Below are 14,822 nucleotides of genomic sequence, written 5' to 3'. Positions count from 1 at the left end.
GCAAACGGCAGGTAGACAGTCGCGCAGACGCTAGGCGTGTCGCGCTGCAAATACCACTCGCAGCCGGGTCGGCGTCATCGTGAAGCCAAATGACTCGTCGACCGGCCCCGACCCCGGCGCGTAACTGAGCGTGAATTGCCGGCAGACCATCGATAGCGCAGCCTTGATTTCCAGTAGCGCTAGGCTGCGCCCGGGGCACAGGCGCGGGCCTGAGCCAAAGGGCACGAAGCCGCTGCGGTGATGGGCGGCGGCAGTGTCATCCAGCCAGCGCTCCGGACGGAACTCGCGGGCCGCGGCGAAATTGCTCTCCCTGAGGGCGTCGGGGCGGGTCAGCAGCATCATGAAGGTGCCCCGCGGCAGCCGGTATCCGCCGATTTCGACGTCTTCGTTGGGTTCGACAAAGAAGAGTGGCGCGACCGGCTTGAGGCGCAGCGATTCCTGCGCCACCGCGTCGATGTAGGGGAGCCGCGTGGCATCCCCGATGTCCCGCAGGACGTAGTCCTCGCCCAGCACGGCATCTGCCTCCTGCTGCATCTTGCGCTGGACCTCGGGGTGGAGGCACATGAAATGCATCATCCAGGCGATGGTGTTGGCTGTCGTGTCTTCGCCCGCCAGCAGCATGGTGAAGATATTGGCATACAGTTCGTCATCGCTGAGCGGGGCTTCGCCCGCGGCCTGCGCGGCGATCATGGCTTCCAGGAAATTGCTGGGATTCGCTGCGAGTGCCGGGGATTGTGCCAGCCGCTGGCGTGCCGCCGCGATGAACTCGCCGATCGCCTCGCGCACGGCTGCCACGGCCCGGTCGAATGCGCGGTCGGCCGGCAGGCGGAAATAGTGCCAGTATGGAAAAGGCGCGTTCACCCGCCGGTCGATCATCGGCAGGATCCGCACCAGATGTTGCTGAATGACGCCGCCCTCGCGCTCCAGCGTGTTCATGTCGTAGCCGAAGGCAAGGCTGGTGGTGACATCGACCGTGTATCGCATCAGGTCCTGCTGTACGTCGACTGGCCGCTTGCTGGCGGCCGCCTTTTCCCAACGCCGCTTCAGCCTCAGGGTGACGATGGCCAGGGTGGGAAAGAAGTCGCGCAGATGGCGTGCGTCGAGTGCCTGCGCAACCGGGCGGCGCTGCCTGCGCCAGTCCGCACCTTCCGCGGAGAATACGCCCACGGAGCCAATCTCGCGGGATAGCGCTTCGATGGCTCTTGCGCGGCGAAAAGTCTCCGGCCGGTCATGGAGGATGCGGTCGATCCATTCGCCATGCGCGACCACGACGACCGGGCGTCGCATCAGGTGGATGCGGTAGATCGGGCCGAACGCTTGGCTCCACCGTTCGAGATCGACATGCAGCTGCGCCTTGTGCAGCTGCAGGACGTTGCCCAGCCAGGGCAGCCCCCTGGGGCCAGGCAGCTGCGACAGCGATCGTGCCGGGGCGCCGGTCGCTGCCCGCGCCTCGGGCCGGCCGCTGTCAGCCGACTCGCGCTTCCACGCGAGCACCTCGGCACGATCCAGCAACACTTCTGCGCTTGCCACCGAGGCTCTGAAGCGCCGCAGGCAGACCTCAGGCTGGTCGACTTTCACGCCCGAGGCACAGTCGAAACGCCAGCCGTGCCCGCGGCAGGTCAGGATGCCGGCTTCGAGCGTACCCTCCGCCAGCAGCGTGCCCCGATGCGGGCAGCGGCCCTGGTAGGCAGATACCGCGCCGCGGTGGCGCACCAGTACGATTTCGACGCCCTCCGCCTGCACCGGCAGCAGACAGCCCTCCTTGAGGGAGGCCGCGGACGCCACGCGTATCCTGTCGCCGGCGCTCATTGCTTCAGGCTGTCCGCGCATGTTCGCTACCCTTGCGGGCACGACAGTTCGGCATTGTGGAGATCATAGCCTGCCGACGGGCAGCGGCCGTGAGTGCCAGCCGTGGTGCAGATTGCAGGATGTGCGTGTTCATCGTCTTTTCCGCCTTGTCTCAGCGCCGATTCCAAAGGATCGCCGACAACGGCTGCCGCCCGTTATTCAAGGGCACCTTGCAATCATCGTAGTGAGGCGCGCCCGGCTTGCAAGTGCGCCATGGCCCGATGAGGCCAGCGTTCACCTGCCGTGTCGAATTCGCGCCTCAGTCGCCGCGGGGAAGTCACGGTTGCGCCATTCCGGCAGGCACGCACCAATGAAAAAGCCCCGCATCGCTGCGGGGCTCCACGGCCATGCCGGAGGCAATTTGCCGCTCAGTTCTTCTTCTCGAACTCGAACTGCGGCGCGGCCGGCTCGCTCGGCTCCGCAGCACCTGGCAGTTCCAGCGTACCGGGCGCGGAGGCGGCACCCGGCCCCGGCTGTGTGGCTGGCTTCTCCGGCTCCCCGCCGAGCGGGATGCTGACCTCCGCGGCATTGCTATGGCGCAGCGTGCCCTTGTCCAGCAGCCCCGTCACCATGCCCGGCAGGAACATCACCATGACGACCATCACCATCTGCAGACCCACCCAGGGCAGGGCGCCCCAGTAGATGTCCGAGCTCTTCACTTCCTTCGGCGCAATGCCGCGCAGGTAGAACAGGGCAAAGCCGAACGGCGGATGCATGAACGAGGTCTGCATGTTCACGCACAGCATCACGCCAAACCACACCAGCGCAGCCGTAGCCGCGGCTTCCGGGCTGCCGCCCATCGAGTCGGCCACCACCGGCGCCAGCACCTTGACCGCCACCGGCGCCAGCATCGGGACCACGATAAAGGCGATCTCGAAGAAGTCGAGGAAGAAGGCCAGGAAGAAGATGAACAGGTTCACCACGATCAGGAAGCCGATCCAGCCGCCCGGCAGCGAGGTGAACAGGTGTTCCACCCACGCACCGCCGTCCACGCCCTGGAACACCACCGAGAAGCAGGTGGAGCCGATCAGGATGAACACCACCATCGCGGTGAGGCGCGCGGTGGACTGGTAGGCATCGACGATCAGCAGGCGCAGCTCGGTCATCTGGCCGGCGCGCAGCAGCAGCCAGAGGATGACCAGGTACACCACCGCCAGCGGGATACGGAACGCATGTGAGCCGAAGGCGAAGATGCCGATGGCCGCGGCCACCAGCGTGGCGGCGATGCCGACGCGGTAGACCTGGCGGTCGATGCGTGTGAAGGCCTTGTCGCGGATCACGGCCAGCACCAGCGCGCCGACTGCGCCCATGGCGCCGGATTCGGTCGGCGTGGCAATGCCCATCATGATCGTCCCCAGCACCAGGAAGATCAGCACCGCGCACGGGACGATGCCGCGCAGGCATTTGCGCCACAGCGCCCAGCCGCGCAGCGTGCGCGCCTCCGGCGGCACCGGCGGCAGCCAGTCAGGCTTGAAGCGGGCCAGCATGAAGGTATAGAGCGCGAACAGCGCGATCTGCACCACCGACGGGCCCCACGCGCCCAGGTACATGCTGCCCACGTCGGCGCTGCCCAGCGGGGTCTTGAGCTGGTCGGCCAGCACCACCAGCACCAGCGACGGCGGCACCAGCTGCGTGATGGTGCCCGAAGCGGCCAGCACGCCGGTGGCGTACTTCATGTTGTAGCGGTAGCGCATCATCACCGGCAGCGAGATCATCGCCATGGCGATCACCTGTGCCGCCACCGTGCCGGTAATCGCACCCAGGATGAAGCCGACGATGATCACTGAATAGCCCAGGCCGCCGCGCACCGGGCCAAACAGCTGGCCCATGGAGTCCAGCATGTCCTCGGCCAGCCCGCACTTCTCCAGGATGGCGCCCATGAAGGTGAAGAACGGGATCGCCAGCAGCAGCTCGTTGGCCAGCACGCTGCCGAACACGCGGCTGGGCACGGCCTGCAGGAAGCTGAGCGGGAAGTAACCCCATTCGATCGCCAGGAAGCCGAAGGCCAGGCCCACCGCCGACAGCGAGAATGCGACCGGGAAGCCGATCAGCATGAATACCACCAGGCCGCCGAACATCAGCGGCGGCATATATTCCAACGGAATCATTGAACCGGCCTCTCGTACTTGGATTCGATGCGCACCAGGCCTTTGAGGGCGGCGAAGCGCTTGATCAGTTCGGACACGCCCTGCAGCGTCAGCAGGGCGAAGCCGACGGGCACCACCAGCTTGATCGGGTAACGCGGCAGGCCGCCGGAATTGCCCGATTGCTCGAGGATGCGCCACGAGGGCAGGAACAGCGAATCCCACGACAGCCAGGTGAACAGCAGGCACGAGGGCAGCAGGAACACGACGATCCCGAAGATGTCGATCCAGTGCTGCGCGCGTTCCGAGACGTTGCCGTAGATCAGGTCTACACGCACGTGCTCATTGCGCTGGAAGGTGTAGGAGGTGCCGAACATCACGGCGATGGCAAACATATACCACTGCAGTTCGAGTGGCCAGTTATCGCTCAAGTTGAAGCCATAGCGCAGAAGGGCGTTGCCTGCGCTGATCAGGCACGACAGCAGGATCATGATGTTTGCAAGCCTGCCCGTGTGCTGATTCAACCTGTCGATCTGTCGTGACAGACCAAGCAAGTAATACATGGGTTGTCTCCCCGGTTTTTGCGGCGCTTAGTTTATCTGTAACAAAATTTGGCGGCGCTAGGGGCTACTACCTACGGGGATCGACGAGATTGCGCCAAAGTGGGAAACGCCTATGAAAAAAGCCACCGGGCTAGCGCCGCGGTGGCTTTTTCTTGCGCAAAACTTACGCGAAACTTACAGCGCCGTCCGGATTACAGGGCAGCGCGCGCGGCCGCAATGGCGGCGCGCACCTGGTCCGGCGCGGTCCCGCCGATATGGTTGCGCGCGGCGACCGAGCCTTCCAGGGTCAGCACGGCGTGTACGTCGTCGCCGATCAGCGCGGCCTTGTCGCCCAGCCCGGACACGTCGCGCAGCTCGGCCACGGTCAGGTCGGCCAGGTCACACTGGCGGCTGTCGCAGGCGCGCACGGCGTGGGCCACGGCTTCGTGGGCGTCGCGGAAGGGCAGGCCCTTCTTGACCAGGTAGTCGGCCAGGTCGGTGGCGGTAGCGTAGCCCTGCAGCGCAGCGGCGCGCATGGCATCCGGCTTGACGGTGATGCCCGGCACCATGTCGGCAAAGATGCGCAGCGTGTCGACCACGGTATCGACCGTATCGAACAGCGGTTCCTTGTCTTCCTGGTTGTCCTTGTTGTACGCCAGCGGCTGGCCCTTCATCAGCGTCAGCAGGCCAATCAGGTGGCCGTTGACGCGGCCGGTCTTGCCGCGCGCCAGCTCGGGCACGTCGGGGTTCTTCTTCTGCGGCATGATCGAGCTGCCGGTGCAGAAGCGGTCGGCGATGTCGATAAAGCCCACGCGCGGGCTCATCCACAGCACCAGTTCTTCCGAGAAGCGCGACACGTGGGTCATTACCAGCGCGGCGGCGGCACAGAACTCGATGGCGAAATCGCGGTCCGACACGGCGTCGAGCGAATTGCGGCACACGCCGTCAAAGCCCAGCTGCTGCGCGACGAATTCACGGTCGATCGGGTAGCTGGTCCCGGCCAGCGCGGCGGCGCCCAGCGGCAGGCGGTTGACGCGCTTGCGGCAGTCGGCCATGCGCTCGGCGTCGCGGGTGAACATCTCGACGTAGGCCAGCAGGTGGTGGCCGAAGGTGACCGGCTGTGCCACCTGCAGGTGGGTGAAGCCCGGCAGGATGGTGTTGGCGTTCTGGTCGGCCAGGTCCAGCAGCGCGCCGCGCAGGGCGCCCAGCAGGGCGATGATGTTGTCGATCTCGCTGCGCAGCCACAGGCGGATGTCGGTCGCGACCTGGTCGTTGCGCGAGCGGCCGGTGTGCAGGCGCTTGCCGGCATCGCCCACCAGCGCGGTCAGGCGCGCCTCGATATTCAGGTGGACGTCTTCCAGGTCCAGCTTCCATTCAAAGCCGCCGGCCTCGATCTCGCCGCGGATCTGCGTCATGCCGCGCTCGATCTCGGCGCGGTCGGCCTCGGCGATGATGCCCTGCTTTGCCAGCATGGCCGCGTGGGCCAGCGAGCCCTGGATGTCGAACAGGGCCAGGCGCTTGTCGAAGAACACCGAGGCGGTGTAGCGCTTCACCAGATCGGACATCGGTTCGGAGAAGCGGGCGGACCAGGCTTCGCCTTTCTTGGCAAGTTGGGAGGTGGACATGGACGTCAGCGGCAGTGGCTCGCGGCAGGCGGGCGCCGTGTGGACGGCGGCGGGCGCGAGAAATTGGGAAACGGGGATTATATCGCCGGCCGGCCGGCTGGCGGCGCTGGCCGGCACGACGGCGCCGTTCGTCAGAGCCGGCTGTGGATCACAGGTCCCTTGAATACCACCGGGCCGCTCGGCCCGTCGGCATTGGGCGAGCCGCCGGGCGGCTCGATGCTGACCGCCAGCGCGGGCACAGCCTCGGGCAATTGCGCCAGCGCCAGCCGCACTTCCGGCGCCCGTCCGATCACGCCGAGCGACCTTGGCTTGCCGCCGGCCGGCAGCGCCCACAGTTGCAGCACCTGCCGCTCGCTTAGTGCTAGGTGATCCAGGCGCCGCACGATCAGGCTGCGCGCGCCGGCATCCCAGGACACCAGCATGGCCGGCTGGGCGCGGTCGTCGTTCAGCACCGCGACGATCTCCGCCGGCGCCGCTTCGCCCTGCTGGGCCAGGCGCACCCCAAGCCCGATGGCCACTACCGCCACCAGGGCCATCGCCGCCGCCGCGCCGCGCCAGAAGACCGGGGTCGACCACAGGCGCTGCCACCAGCCGCCGGCGAGGTCGGCAGGGCGGATGGGGCGGGCGGACTGGCCGCGAGCCTCGGCGGCCTTCCAGCCAAGCCGCTCCTCGATGCCGCACCAGACCTTGTCGACCGGCTCGGCGGCCGCCTGCAATTCGGCCACGCCCGAGAGCCTATCCTGCCAGCGGTGGATGGCGGCGCGCACCGCGGGCTCTTCGCGCGCCATCTGTTCCAGGCGGCGGCGCGCGCCACCGCGCAGCACGCCCAGCGCGTACTGGGCGGCGATGCGGTCGAGCAGTTCGGGATGGGCGGCCAGCTTCATGTCGCTGCCTCCATGCAGCTGCGCAGCCGCTCCAGCCCGCGGCGCACCCATGACTTGACCGTCCCCAGCGGCACGCGCAGCCGCGCGGCCAGCTCGGCGTGGCTCAGGTCCTGCAGGTAGGCCAGCACGATGGCCTGGCGCTGCGACTGCTCCAGCCGCTGCAGGCAGCGGTTCAGCGCGCGCGCCTGCTGGCTGGCGTCGGCCAGTTCGGCCGGGCCGGCGGCGTCATCGGCAAGCCATTCGCCCAGGTCTTCCTCCAACTCGACGGTCTGCGGCACGCGCGCAGCCGCGGCGCGGCGCAGGCAGTCCAGCGCCCGGTTGCGCACGATCGCGGTCATCCAGGTCATCGGCGCGGCCAGGTGCGGCCGGTAGTCGCCGGCGTGGTGCCAGATGCTGACAAAGCTCTCCTGCACGACATCCTCCGCCCAATCGCGCCTACCAGTGATACGCAGCGCGAGGCCAAACAGTTTCGTTGCGGTGAGGTCATAGATGCCGCGCAGCGCCTGGCGGTCGCCCAGGGCCACGGATTGCAGCAACGCCGCGAGCCGGTCGGGATCGGCCGGCATGGCATAGGACGGCTGGGTAGAAGGGGGCACCGGGACGGGTCCTCGCAGGGGCTCTGCGGGATTATAGATAGCGATGCATCCAAACGTGCGGCGCGTGCGTACAAGTGACAGGCGCAAGCCAGGCACCCCGGACCGGGGCGCCACGTCTTCATCCCTCACAGGAGATCACCATGGACCGCATGTCACAGATGCCCGCGCGCGAGACTGAAACCATCGTCACGCTGCCGGATGCCCGCCGGCGCGGGCTGCTCAAGGCGCCGGGCTTGTTCGCGCTCGGCTCGCTGGCCGTCATCACGCTGGGCGAATCGATGCCGGCCTGGGCGCAGACGGAATCAGGCAGCACCAAAGACGACATCAATATCCTGAATACCGCACTGGGGCTGGAATACCAGGCGATTGCCGCCTACCAGGTCGGCGCGGAAAGCGGGCTGCTGCAAAAGCCCGTGCTGGATACGGCGGTGAAATTCCAGGGCCACCACAAGGCGCATGCGCAGGTGCTGGCGGGCACGGTGCAGAAGCTGGGGGGCACGCCGGTGATGGCGAAGAAGACCTCCGAATACAACTTCCCGGCTGGCCAGCTGAAGACCCAGGCTGATGTGCTGCGCTTTGCCGCGGGGCTGGAGAAGGGCGCCACCGCGGCCTACCTGGGCGTGCTGCCGAACTTCTACAATCGTGAGCTGACGCGGGCAGCGGGCAGCATCCTCGGTGACGAGGCGATGCACTGGGCGGTGCTGCTGCATGCGTTGGGTGAGGACCCGGTGCCAGGTGCGTTCGTGGGGTGATGAGGCGCAAGCCCGCCCCTTGTTTGCTCCCCTCTACCACATGAGGAAGAGGGGCAGGGGGTGAGGGCAGGCGTTGGCAGTACTGCAGGGGTCGAAGTTCCGGCAGAGCCGGGCCCGGCGCAGGGGAGGCCGTCGCCCGTTGCAGGCGCCAGCCCTCACCCCCGGCCCCTCTCCCACTGGCGCGGGAGAGGGGAGCGACCCGCGCTGTGCGTGCGATCAGCCCGTATTACGCAACCCCGCCGCCACCCCGTTGATGGTCAGGTGGATACCTCGCCGAACCCGGATGTCATCGCCATCCTTGACCGAGCGGTAGCGCTTGAGCAACTCAACCTGCAAGTGGTTCAGCGGATCGAGGTAGGCAAAGCGGTTCTTGATCGAGCGCGCCAGCAGCGGATTGTCCGCCAGCCGTTCCTGGTGGCCGGTGATCAGCGCCAGCATCTCGCAGGTCAGGTGCCATTCCTTGCTGATGCGGTTGAACACGTTGCGGCGCAGCGCCGCGTCGTCGCACAGCTGCGCGTAGCGCGAGGCCACCGCCAGGTCGGTCTTGGCCAGCACCATGTCCATATTGGACAGCAGCGTCGAGAAGAAGGGCCAGGTCTTGACCATGCGGCGCAGCGTGGTGACGGCCGACTTGCGCGCCTTGTCATCGGGCGCGCTGTCCAGCAGCTCCCTGACCGCGCTGCCGAAGCCGTACCAGCCCGGCAGCAGCAGCCGGCACTGGCCCCACGAGAAGCCCCACGGGATCGCGCGCAGGTCTTCGATGCGGCGGTTCTTCTTGTCCATCAGCTTGCGCGAGGCCGGACGCGAACCCAGGTTCAGGTCGGCGATCTCGGTGATCGGCGTGGTGGCGAAGAAGTAGTCCTTGAAGCCGGGGGTCTCGTACACTAGGTCACGGTAGGCCGTGAAGGCGCGGTCCGACAGCTGCTGCATCACCGCCTCGAACATGTCGAGGTCCTTGGGCGCGTTCTGCTGCGGCAGCAGCGACGCTTCCAGCGTGGCGGCGACCACCGTCTCCAGGTTGCGCCGGCCGATCTCGGCGTTGGCGAACTTGCTGTTGATGATCTCGCCCTGTTCGGTCAGGCGGATCTGGCCGTTCACCGTGCCCGGCGGCTGCGACAGGATGGCGTCGTAGGTCGGGCCACCGCCGCGGCCGACGGTGCCGCCGCGGCCATGGAACAGGCGCAGCTTGACCTTGCGCTGCTCAAACAGCTGCACCAGCGCCAGTTCGGCCTTGTACAGCTCCCAGGTCGAGGTCAGGAAGCCGCCGTCCTTGTTCGAGTCGGAGTAGCCGAGCATCACTTCCTGCTCGACGCCATGGTGCGCGATCACCGAATCGAAGCCCGGCAGGTCCAGCAGCGACTGCATGATGCCGGCGGCATTGCGCAAGTCTTCAATGGTCTCGAACAGCGGGATCACCATCAGCTCCATGCGCGCCGGGTCGGTCTTGCTGCCCAGCGTGCCCTGCAGCATGCCGGACTCCTTCTGCAGCAGCATCACTTCGACCAGGTCCGACAGCGTCTCGGTGTGCGAGATGATGTAGTTGCGCGCGATGCGCTTGCCGTAGCGGCCACGCAGCTCGCGCGCGGCGGCGAAGATCGCCAGTTCCTTGCGGGTCTGCTCCGAGTACTCGTGCCAGGGCAGCGTCAGCAGGCGCGGCTGGCGCAGCTCCGCCAGCAGCAGTTCCAGCTTGCGCTGCTCGGGCAGCTTGGCGTAGTCGGCGGCGATGCCGGCGGCGGCGAACAGTTCGGCGATGACCGCCTCGTGCACGTCCGACACCTGGCGCATGTCGACCGAAGCCAGGTGGAAGCCGAACACGGCGATCGCGCGCGCCAGTGCGTCGATGCGGTTGCTGGCCAGCGCCTGGCCGTGGTGGGCGCGCAACGAATCGATCACCACCTGCACGTCCGCGGCAAAGGACTCTGCGCTGTCATACGGCTCGGCCGGCGCCACCGGGCGGCGCGTTGCGGCATGGCCGGTGAGCGTCTTGCAGGTCGCGGCCAGGCGCGCGTAGATGCCGATCAGCGCGCGGCGATAGGGTTCGTCGGCGCGGTGCTCGGAGTGGTCGGGCGAGCGTTCGGCCAGCGCCAGCAGCTCGGGGCTGGCGTCGACCATCAGCGTGGACATCGACAGCTCGGCGCCCAGTGCATGCACTTCGTCCAGGTACCAGTCCAGGATCAGCTGGGCCTGCTGGCTGGCGGCATGCTCGAGCGTCTCGGCGGTGACGTTGGGATTGCCGTCGCGATCGCCGCCGATCCACGAGCCCATCTGCATGAAAGGCGCGAGCGGGGTCGGCTGGGCGCCGGGCGTGCCCTTGCGCTTGCGCATGGCCGGGAACACCGCGGCGATGTCTTCTTCCAGTTCGCTCATCAGCTGCGGGATGCCGCGCAGGAAGGTAGTGCGGTAGTACGACAGCGCGTTCTCGATCTCGTCGGCCACCGTCAGGCGCGCGTCGCGCAGCATGCGGGTCTGCCACAGCGTGGTGACCTTGGCGCGCAGCTGCGCGGTGTTGTGCTCGCGCTCGCGTGCCGTCATCGGCAGGTCGCGCTCGGCCAGCAGGCGGGCGATCTCGCGCTCGGCGTCGAGAATACTCTTGCGCTGGACTTCGGTCGGGTGCGCGGTCAACACCGGCACGATCAGCGCCTCGTCCAGGAACTTGCGCAGCTGCTTGCCGGTCACGCCGGCGGCGTCGATCGCCTCCAGCGCGTGCGGCAGGCTGCCCGCCTGCGGCGGCGAGCCAGCCAGCGCATGCACGCGGCGGCGGCGGTTGTGGTGCTGGTCCTCGGCGATATTGGCCAGGTGCGAGAAATAGCTGAACGCGCGCACCACCTGGTTGGTCTGGTCGCGCGACAGGCGCTTGAGCAGGCGGTCCAGCTCGGCACCGGCGGCGCGGTCGTTCTCGCGGCGGAAGCGCACCGCGGTCTGGCGGATGGTCTCGACTACCTCGAAGGCGGCGTCGCCTTCCTGTTCGCGCAGGCAGTCGCCCAGCAGGCGGCCCAGGAAGCGGATGTCCTCGCGCAGCGGCAGGTCCTTGTCGGCGGTGCGACGCACGGGCGAGGCGAGGGTGGTTCCGTTGCTTGACACGATCGAAAGCTGTGGCTGGGTAGCGCGCTTAGCGCCTTTGCCAGGAGCCGAACGGGGGGATTTGGGAGTAGATGCGCCTCCTGCGTCACTATGGCCGGAGGCCGTGACTGGGGTCTGGTTTTTGGCGGCCGAACCGGTCCGCCGGCCGCCGGGGCGCGCAGCATGCTGCGTCATGCAATCTCCTCGTATGCTTATCTAATGGGGCGGAGCGGCTATTGGGTCGCGTGCTACCATAGACGGATGCAAGCACCCGCCATCTTGTCTGCCACCTCTTCCTCTACCGCTGTCGTGTCTCGCAATCTTCCGCAAACGCTCGTCATCGCCTCCCGAGAGAGCCGCTTGGCCATGTGGCAGGCCGAACATGTGCGTGTTGCGTTGCAACAATACTATCCCGCGTGCGACGTGTCCATTCTTGGCATGACCACGCGCGGAGACCAGATTCTAGACCGTACGCTGTCCAAAGTCGGCGGCAAGGGTCTGTTTGTCAAAGAACTGGAGTTCGCGATGGACGAAGGCCGCGCGGACCTGGCGGTGCATTCGCTCAAGGATGTGCCGATGGAGTTGCCCGCCGGCTTCGCCCTGACCGCGGTGATGGAGCGCGAAGACCCGCGCGATGCGCTGGTGTCTTCCACCTACGCCTCGCTGGACGAGATGCCGGCCGGCACCGTGGTCGGCACCTCCAGCTTGCGCCGTGAGGCGGCGCTGCGCAGCCGCTACCCGCAGCTGGTGATCAAGCCGCTGCGCGGCAACCTGGATACCCGGCTCGGCAAGCTCGACCGCGGCGAGTACGGCGCCATCATCCTGGCTGCCGCCGGGCTCAAGCGCCTGGGCCTGGGCGAGCGCATCCGCGCGCTGATCCCGATCGAGGCGTCGCTGCCCGCCGCGGGGCAGGGCGCGCTTGGCATCGAGATTCTGGCCAACCGTCCCGAACTGGCCGAATGGCTGGCGCCGCTGAACCACCAGCCGACCCTGCTGGCCGTGACCGCCGAGCGCGCCGTGTCGCGCATGCTGGGCGGCTCGTGCCAGGTGCCGCTGGCCGCCCACGCCCGCTGGGAGGGTGACCAGCTGAAGCTGGACGCCTTTGTGGCGCTGCCCGACGGCTCCCGCGCCATCCGTGCCTCGGCTTCCGGGCCCGCCGCGGACGCGGCCGCTGCCGAAGCGCTCGGCCAGGCGTGCGCGCGCGAACTGGTCGCGCAGGGGGCCGAGGCCATCCTCGCGGCGCTTGCCGATCCCTCCGGCTCCCAAGCTCCTGCCTGAGGCCCGCCCGATGCCCCGCCCGACCGTCGTTGTGACACGACCCGCCGGGCAGTCCCGGCAACTGACCGAGGCGCTGCAGGCCGCGGGTCTCGACGTACTCAGCTTTCCCTTGCTGGCAATCGGCCCCACCGCCGACGACGTGCCGCTGCGCGCGGTGCTGGCGCGGCTGCCCGAGTTTGCGCTGGTGGTCTTCGTCAGCCCCAATGCGATTGCCTATGCGCTCGATGCGCTGGCGGCCGTGCACGGCGTGGCCGTGGCCCAATGGCCGGCGCAGGTGCCCGTAGCCGTGGTCGGCCCCGCCAGCGTGGCCGCACTGGCCGACCGCGGGATCGCGCCGCCAGCCTTCCACGTGATCGCGCCGGCCGGCGCTGCCGCCAACGGCAACGGTACCGACGACGGCAGCCACGATGCCGACACGCCGCGCTTCGATTCCGAAGCCCTGTGGGCACAGCTCGATCCCGCCGCACTCGCGGGCAAGCAGGTGCTGATCATCCGCGGCAACGGCGGGCGCGACTGGCTCGGCGACCGGCTGCGTGAAGCCGGTGCGCGGGTCGAGGCGGTCGAGGCCTACCGCCGCACGCTGCCCGAGCCCACCGCGATGCAATGGCAGGCCGTGCGCGACAGCCTGCGCCCCGGTGCGCCGCCCTATGCCTGGCTGCTGACCAGCTCCGAAGCGGTGCGCAACCTCGATGCGCTGGCGCGGCAACACCTGTCTGCGGAGGAAGCCGCCGACCTGCGGCAGGTGCAGTGCATCGCGCCGCATGCGAGAATCGCCGAACAGGCGCAGTCGCTGGGCTTTACTCATATCCAGCGTGCCGCGCCCGGCGATGCCGGCCTGTTGGCGGCGTGCCTGCAGTGGGCCGATGCCCATGCCGGCCCAGCACCGGCCGGCACGCCTGCCAAAGCCGTGCCGGCCCCAGCCATTGCCGGCACGCCACCGCCACCCGTACCGGCCGCCTCCCCGGCGCCCGCCGCAGTACCCACAGCAGTCCCTGCAACGTCAACGAAGGTCGAACGCGTGACGCAAGAAACCACGTCCTCCTCCGCTACGCCGCCGCCCACCGCGGCCTCCGCGCCCGCACCGGGCCCAGGCAATCCCGCCGTCAACGGTGCCCCCGGTTCCGCTTCGCGCCGTCCCGCCGCGCTGTGGGCGCTGGTCGCCCTGCTGGTGGTGGCCACCGCTGGCGGCTTCTGGTGGCTGCAGCAGCGCGTGGACCACCTGACCGGCGAGCTGGCCCGCCGCCAGCAGAGCAACGATGCGCTGGTGCAGGAATCGCGCGTGCTGACGCGCAACGCACAGGACACCGTCAAGGAACTGCAGGCCAAGGTCGGCGCGCTGGAAAGCCAGGTCGGTGAGACCCGCGACAAGCAGGTGGCGCTCGAGCAGGTCTACCAGGACCTGATGCGCAACCGCGATGACTGGGAAATCGCCGAGATCCAGCAACTGCTGACCAATGCCGGACAGCAGCTGCAACTGTCCGGCAACGTGCAGGTGGCACTGGCCGCCCTGCAAAGCGCCGACGCCCGCCTGGCCCGCACCGACAAGCCGCAATACAACCTGCTGCGCCGTGCGATCGCGCGCGATATCGCGCGCATGAAGGCCGTGCCCGACACCGACCTGACCGGCGCCGCGATCAAGCTGGACGAGGCCATCAACCAGGTCGACGTGCTGCCGCTGCTGTCCAGCGAGCGCATGCTCGAGCGCAGCGAAGCCGATGCCCGCAAGGATGCCGCGCGCAGCGGCGCGGCCGGGACCAGCGCGCCGGCCGCCAATGGCAACGCCGCCACCGGCGGCTGGTTCACGCGCGTGTGGGACTACCTGCGCGAAGAACTGGCGCAAGTGATCCGCATCCGCAAGGTTGATGACGCGGAAGCGCTGCTGCTTTCCGGCGACCAGGGCTGGTTCCTGCGCGAGAACGTCAAGCTGCGCCTGCTCAATGCGCGCCTGGCGCTGCTGTCGCGCAACGAGCCGGTGTTCCGCAATGACCTGGCGGCGGCGCAGGCCATGATCGGCCGCTATTTCGATACCAAGTCGCGCCGCGTGCAGGGCGTGCTGACCCTGCTCAAGCAGGCGCAAGCGGGCGCGGTCACGGTGCAGTTGCCGACCATGTCCGAAAGCCTGGGCGCGCTGCAGGCCCTGAAGAAGGAGTAAG

At 68.1% G+C, this 14,822-nt stretch carries 10 protein-coding genes; 3 read left to right on the top strand and 7 right to left on the bottom strand.

The annotated features are described in order from the left end of the window. Positions 1-30: 30 nt before the first annotated feature. The 6 genes from ABNX08_RS17245 to ABNX08_RS17220 all read right to left on the bottom strand — a co-directional run bounded on the left by ABNX08_RS17245 (position 31) and on the right by ABNX08_RS17220 (position 7,579). Positions 31-1,830 carry a cytochrome P450 gene (locus tag ABNX08_RS17245; protein ID WP_349606218.1) on the bottom strand — a complete coding sequence of 600 codons (1,800 nt, stop codon included), beginning with the start codon at positions 1,828-1,830 and terminating at the stop codon, positions 31-33. A gap of 386 nt (positions 1,831-2,216) precedes the next feature. Further along, positions 2,217-3,956 carry a TRAP transporter large permease subunit gene (locus ABNX08_RS17240; RefSeq protein ID WP_349606216.1) on the bottom strand — a complete coding sequence of 580 codons (1,740 nt, stop codon included), beginning with the start codon at positions 3,954-3,956 and terminating at the stop codon, positions 2,217-2,219. Beyond that, positions 3,953-4,495 (bottom strand): TRAP transporter small permease subunit, encoded by a 543-nt coding sequence (locus tag ABNX08_RS17235; protein ID WP_022536349.1) that lies wholly within the window; start codon positions 4,493-4,495, stop codon positions 3,953-3,955. Before ABNX08_RS17235 ends, ABNX08_RS17240 begins: the two co-directional genes overlap by 4 nt. A 191-nt stretch (positions 4,496-4,686) precedes the next feature. Next, positions 4,687-6,099, bottom strand: a complete 1,413-nt coding sequence (argH, locus tag ABNX08_RS17230; RefSeq protein WP_349606214.1) for an argininosuccinate lyase — start codon at positions 6,097-6,099, stop codon at positions 4,687-4,689. A gap of 131 nt (positions 6,100-6,230) precedes the next feature. Continuing rightward, positions 6,231-6,983 (bottom strand): anti-sigma factor domain-containing protein, encoded by a 753-nt coding sequence (locus ABNX08_RS17225; RefSeq protein WP_349606212.1) that lies wholly within the window; start codon positions 6,981-6,983, stop codon positions 6,231-6,233. Continuing rightward, complete coding sequence (locus ABNX08_RS17220) at positions 6,980-7,579, bottom strand: sigma-70 family RNA polymerase sigma factor (protein ID WP_041681135.1); 600 nt, start codon at positions 7,577-7,579, stop codon at positions 6,980-6,982. The genes ABNX08_RS17225 and ABNX08_RS17220 overlap by 4 nt, the downstream gene beginning before the upstream one ends. Before the next feature lie 140 nt (positions 7,580-7,719). Here ABNX08_RS17220 and ABNX08_RS17215 point away from each other — a divergent pair, with 140 nt between their 5' ends. Next, the gene (locus ABNX08_RS17215; RefSeq protein WP_374063621.1) at positions 7,720-8,331 is read left to right on the top strand and encodes a ferritin-like domain-containing protein; all 612 of its coding nucleotides are present in this window, start codon (positions 7,720-7,722) and stop codon (positions 8,329-8,331) included. Between the two features lie 216 nt (positions 8,332-8,547). Here ABNX08_RS17215 and ppc read toward each other — a convergent pair whose 3' ends face one another. Next, positions 8,548-11,586 (bottom strand): phosphoenolpyruvate carboxylase, encoded by a 3,039-nt coding sequence (ppc, locus tag ABNX08_RS17210; RefSeq protein ID WP_374063620.1) that lies wholly within the window; start codon positions 11,584-11,586, stop codon positions 8,548-8,550. A gap of 66 nt (positions 11,587-11,652) precedes the next feature. Between ppc and hemC the strand changes: the two genes are divergently transcribed. Beyond that, positions 11,653-12,669: a hydroxymethylbilane synthase gene (gene hemC, locus ABNX08_RS17205; protein WP_022536343.1), complete on the top strand. Its 1,017-nt coding sequence runs from the start codon at positions 11,653-11,655 to the stop codon at positions 12,667-12,669. 10 nt (positions 12,670-12,679) lie between these two features. After that, positions 12,680-14,821, top strand: coding sequence for a fused uroporphyrinogen-III synthase HemD/membrane protein HemX (hemDX, locus tag ABNX08_RS17200; RefSeq protein ID WP_349607946.1), 2,142 nt, complete (start codon positions 12,680-12,682; stop codon positions 14,819-14,821). Position 14,822: the final 1 nt, after the last annotated feature.

Source organism: Cupriavidus sp. DF5525 (assembly GCF_040149425.2).
In the GTDB taxonomy this organism is placed as follows: domain Bacteria; phylum Pseudomonadota; class Gammaproteobacteria; order Burkholderiales; family Burkholderiaceae; genus Cupriavidus; species Cupriavidus pickettii_A.
The sequence above is the reverse complement of the archived record's forward strand: the minus strand, read 5'-3'. Positions and strand labels throughout refer to the sequence as shown.

Coding starts and splice junctions, on each gene's coding strand:
- ABNX08_RS17245 (WP_349606218.1), bottom strand. CDS start 1,830: ATGCGCGGACAGCCTGAAGCAATGAGCGCCGGCGACAGGATACGCGTG.
- ABNX08_RS17240 (WP_349606216.1), bottom strand. CDS start 3,956: ATGATTCCGTTGGAATATATGCCGCCGCTGATGTTCGGCGGCCTGGTG.
- ABNX08_RS17235 (WP_022536349.1), bottom strand. CDS start 4,495: ATGTATTACTTGCTTGGTCTGTCACGACAGATCGACAGGTTGAATCAG.
- argH (WP_349606214.1), bottom strand. CDS start 6,099: ATGTCCACCTCCCAACTTGCCAAGAAAGGCGAAGCCTGGTCCGCCCGC.
- ABNX08_RS17225 (WP_349606212.1), bottom strand. CDS start 6,983: ATGAAGCTGGCCGCCCATCCCGAACTGCTCGACCGCATCGCCGCCCAG.
- ABNX08_RS17215 (WP_374063621.1), top strand. CDS start 7,720: ATGGACCGCATGTCACAGATGCCCGCGCGCGAGACTGAAACCATCGTC.
- ppc (WP_374063620.1), bottom strand. CDS start 11,586: ATGACGCAGCATGCTGCGCGCCCCGGCGGCCGGCGGACCGGTTCGGCC.
- hemC (WP_022536343.1), top strand. CDS start 11,653: ATGCAAGCACCCGCCATCTTGTCTGCCACCTCTTCCTCTACCGCTGTC.
- hemDX (WP_349607946.1), top strand. CDS start 12,680: ATGCCCCGCCCGACCGTCGTTGTGACACGACCCGCCGGGCAGTCCCGG.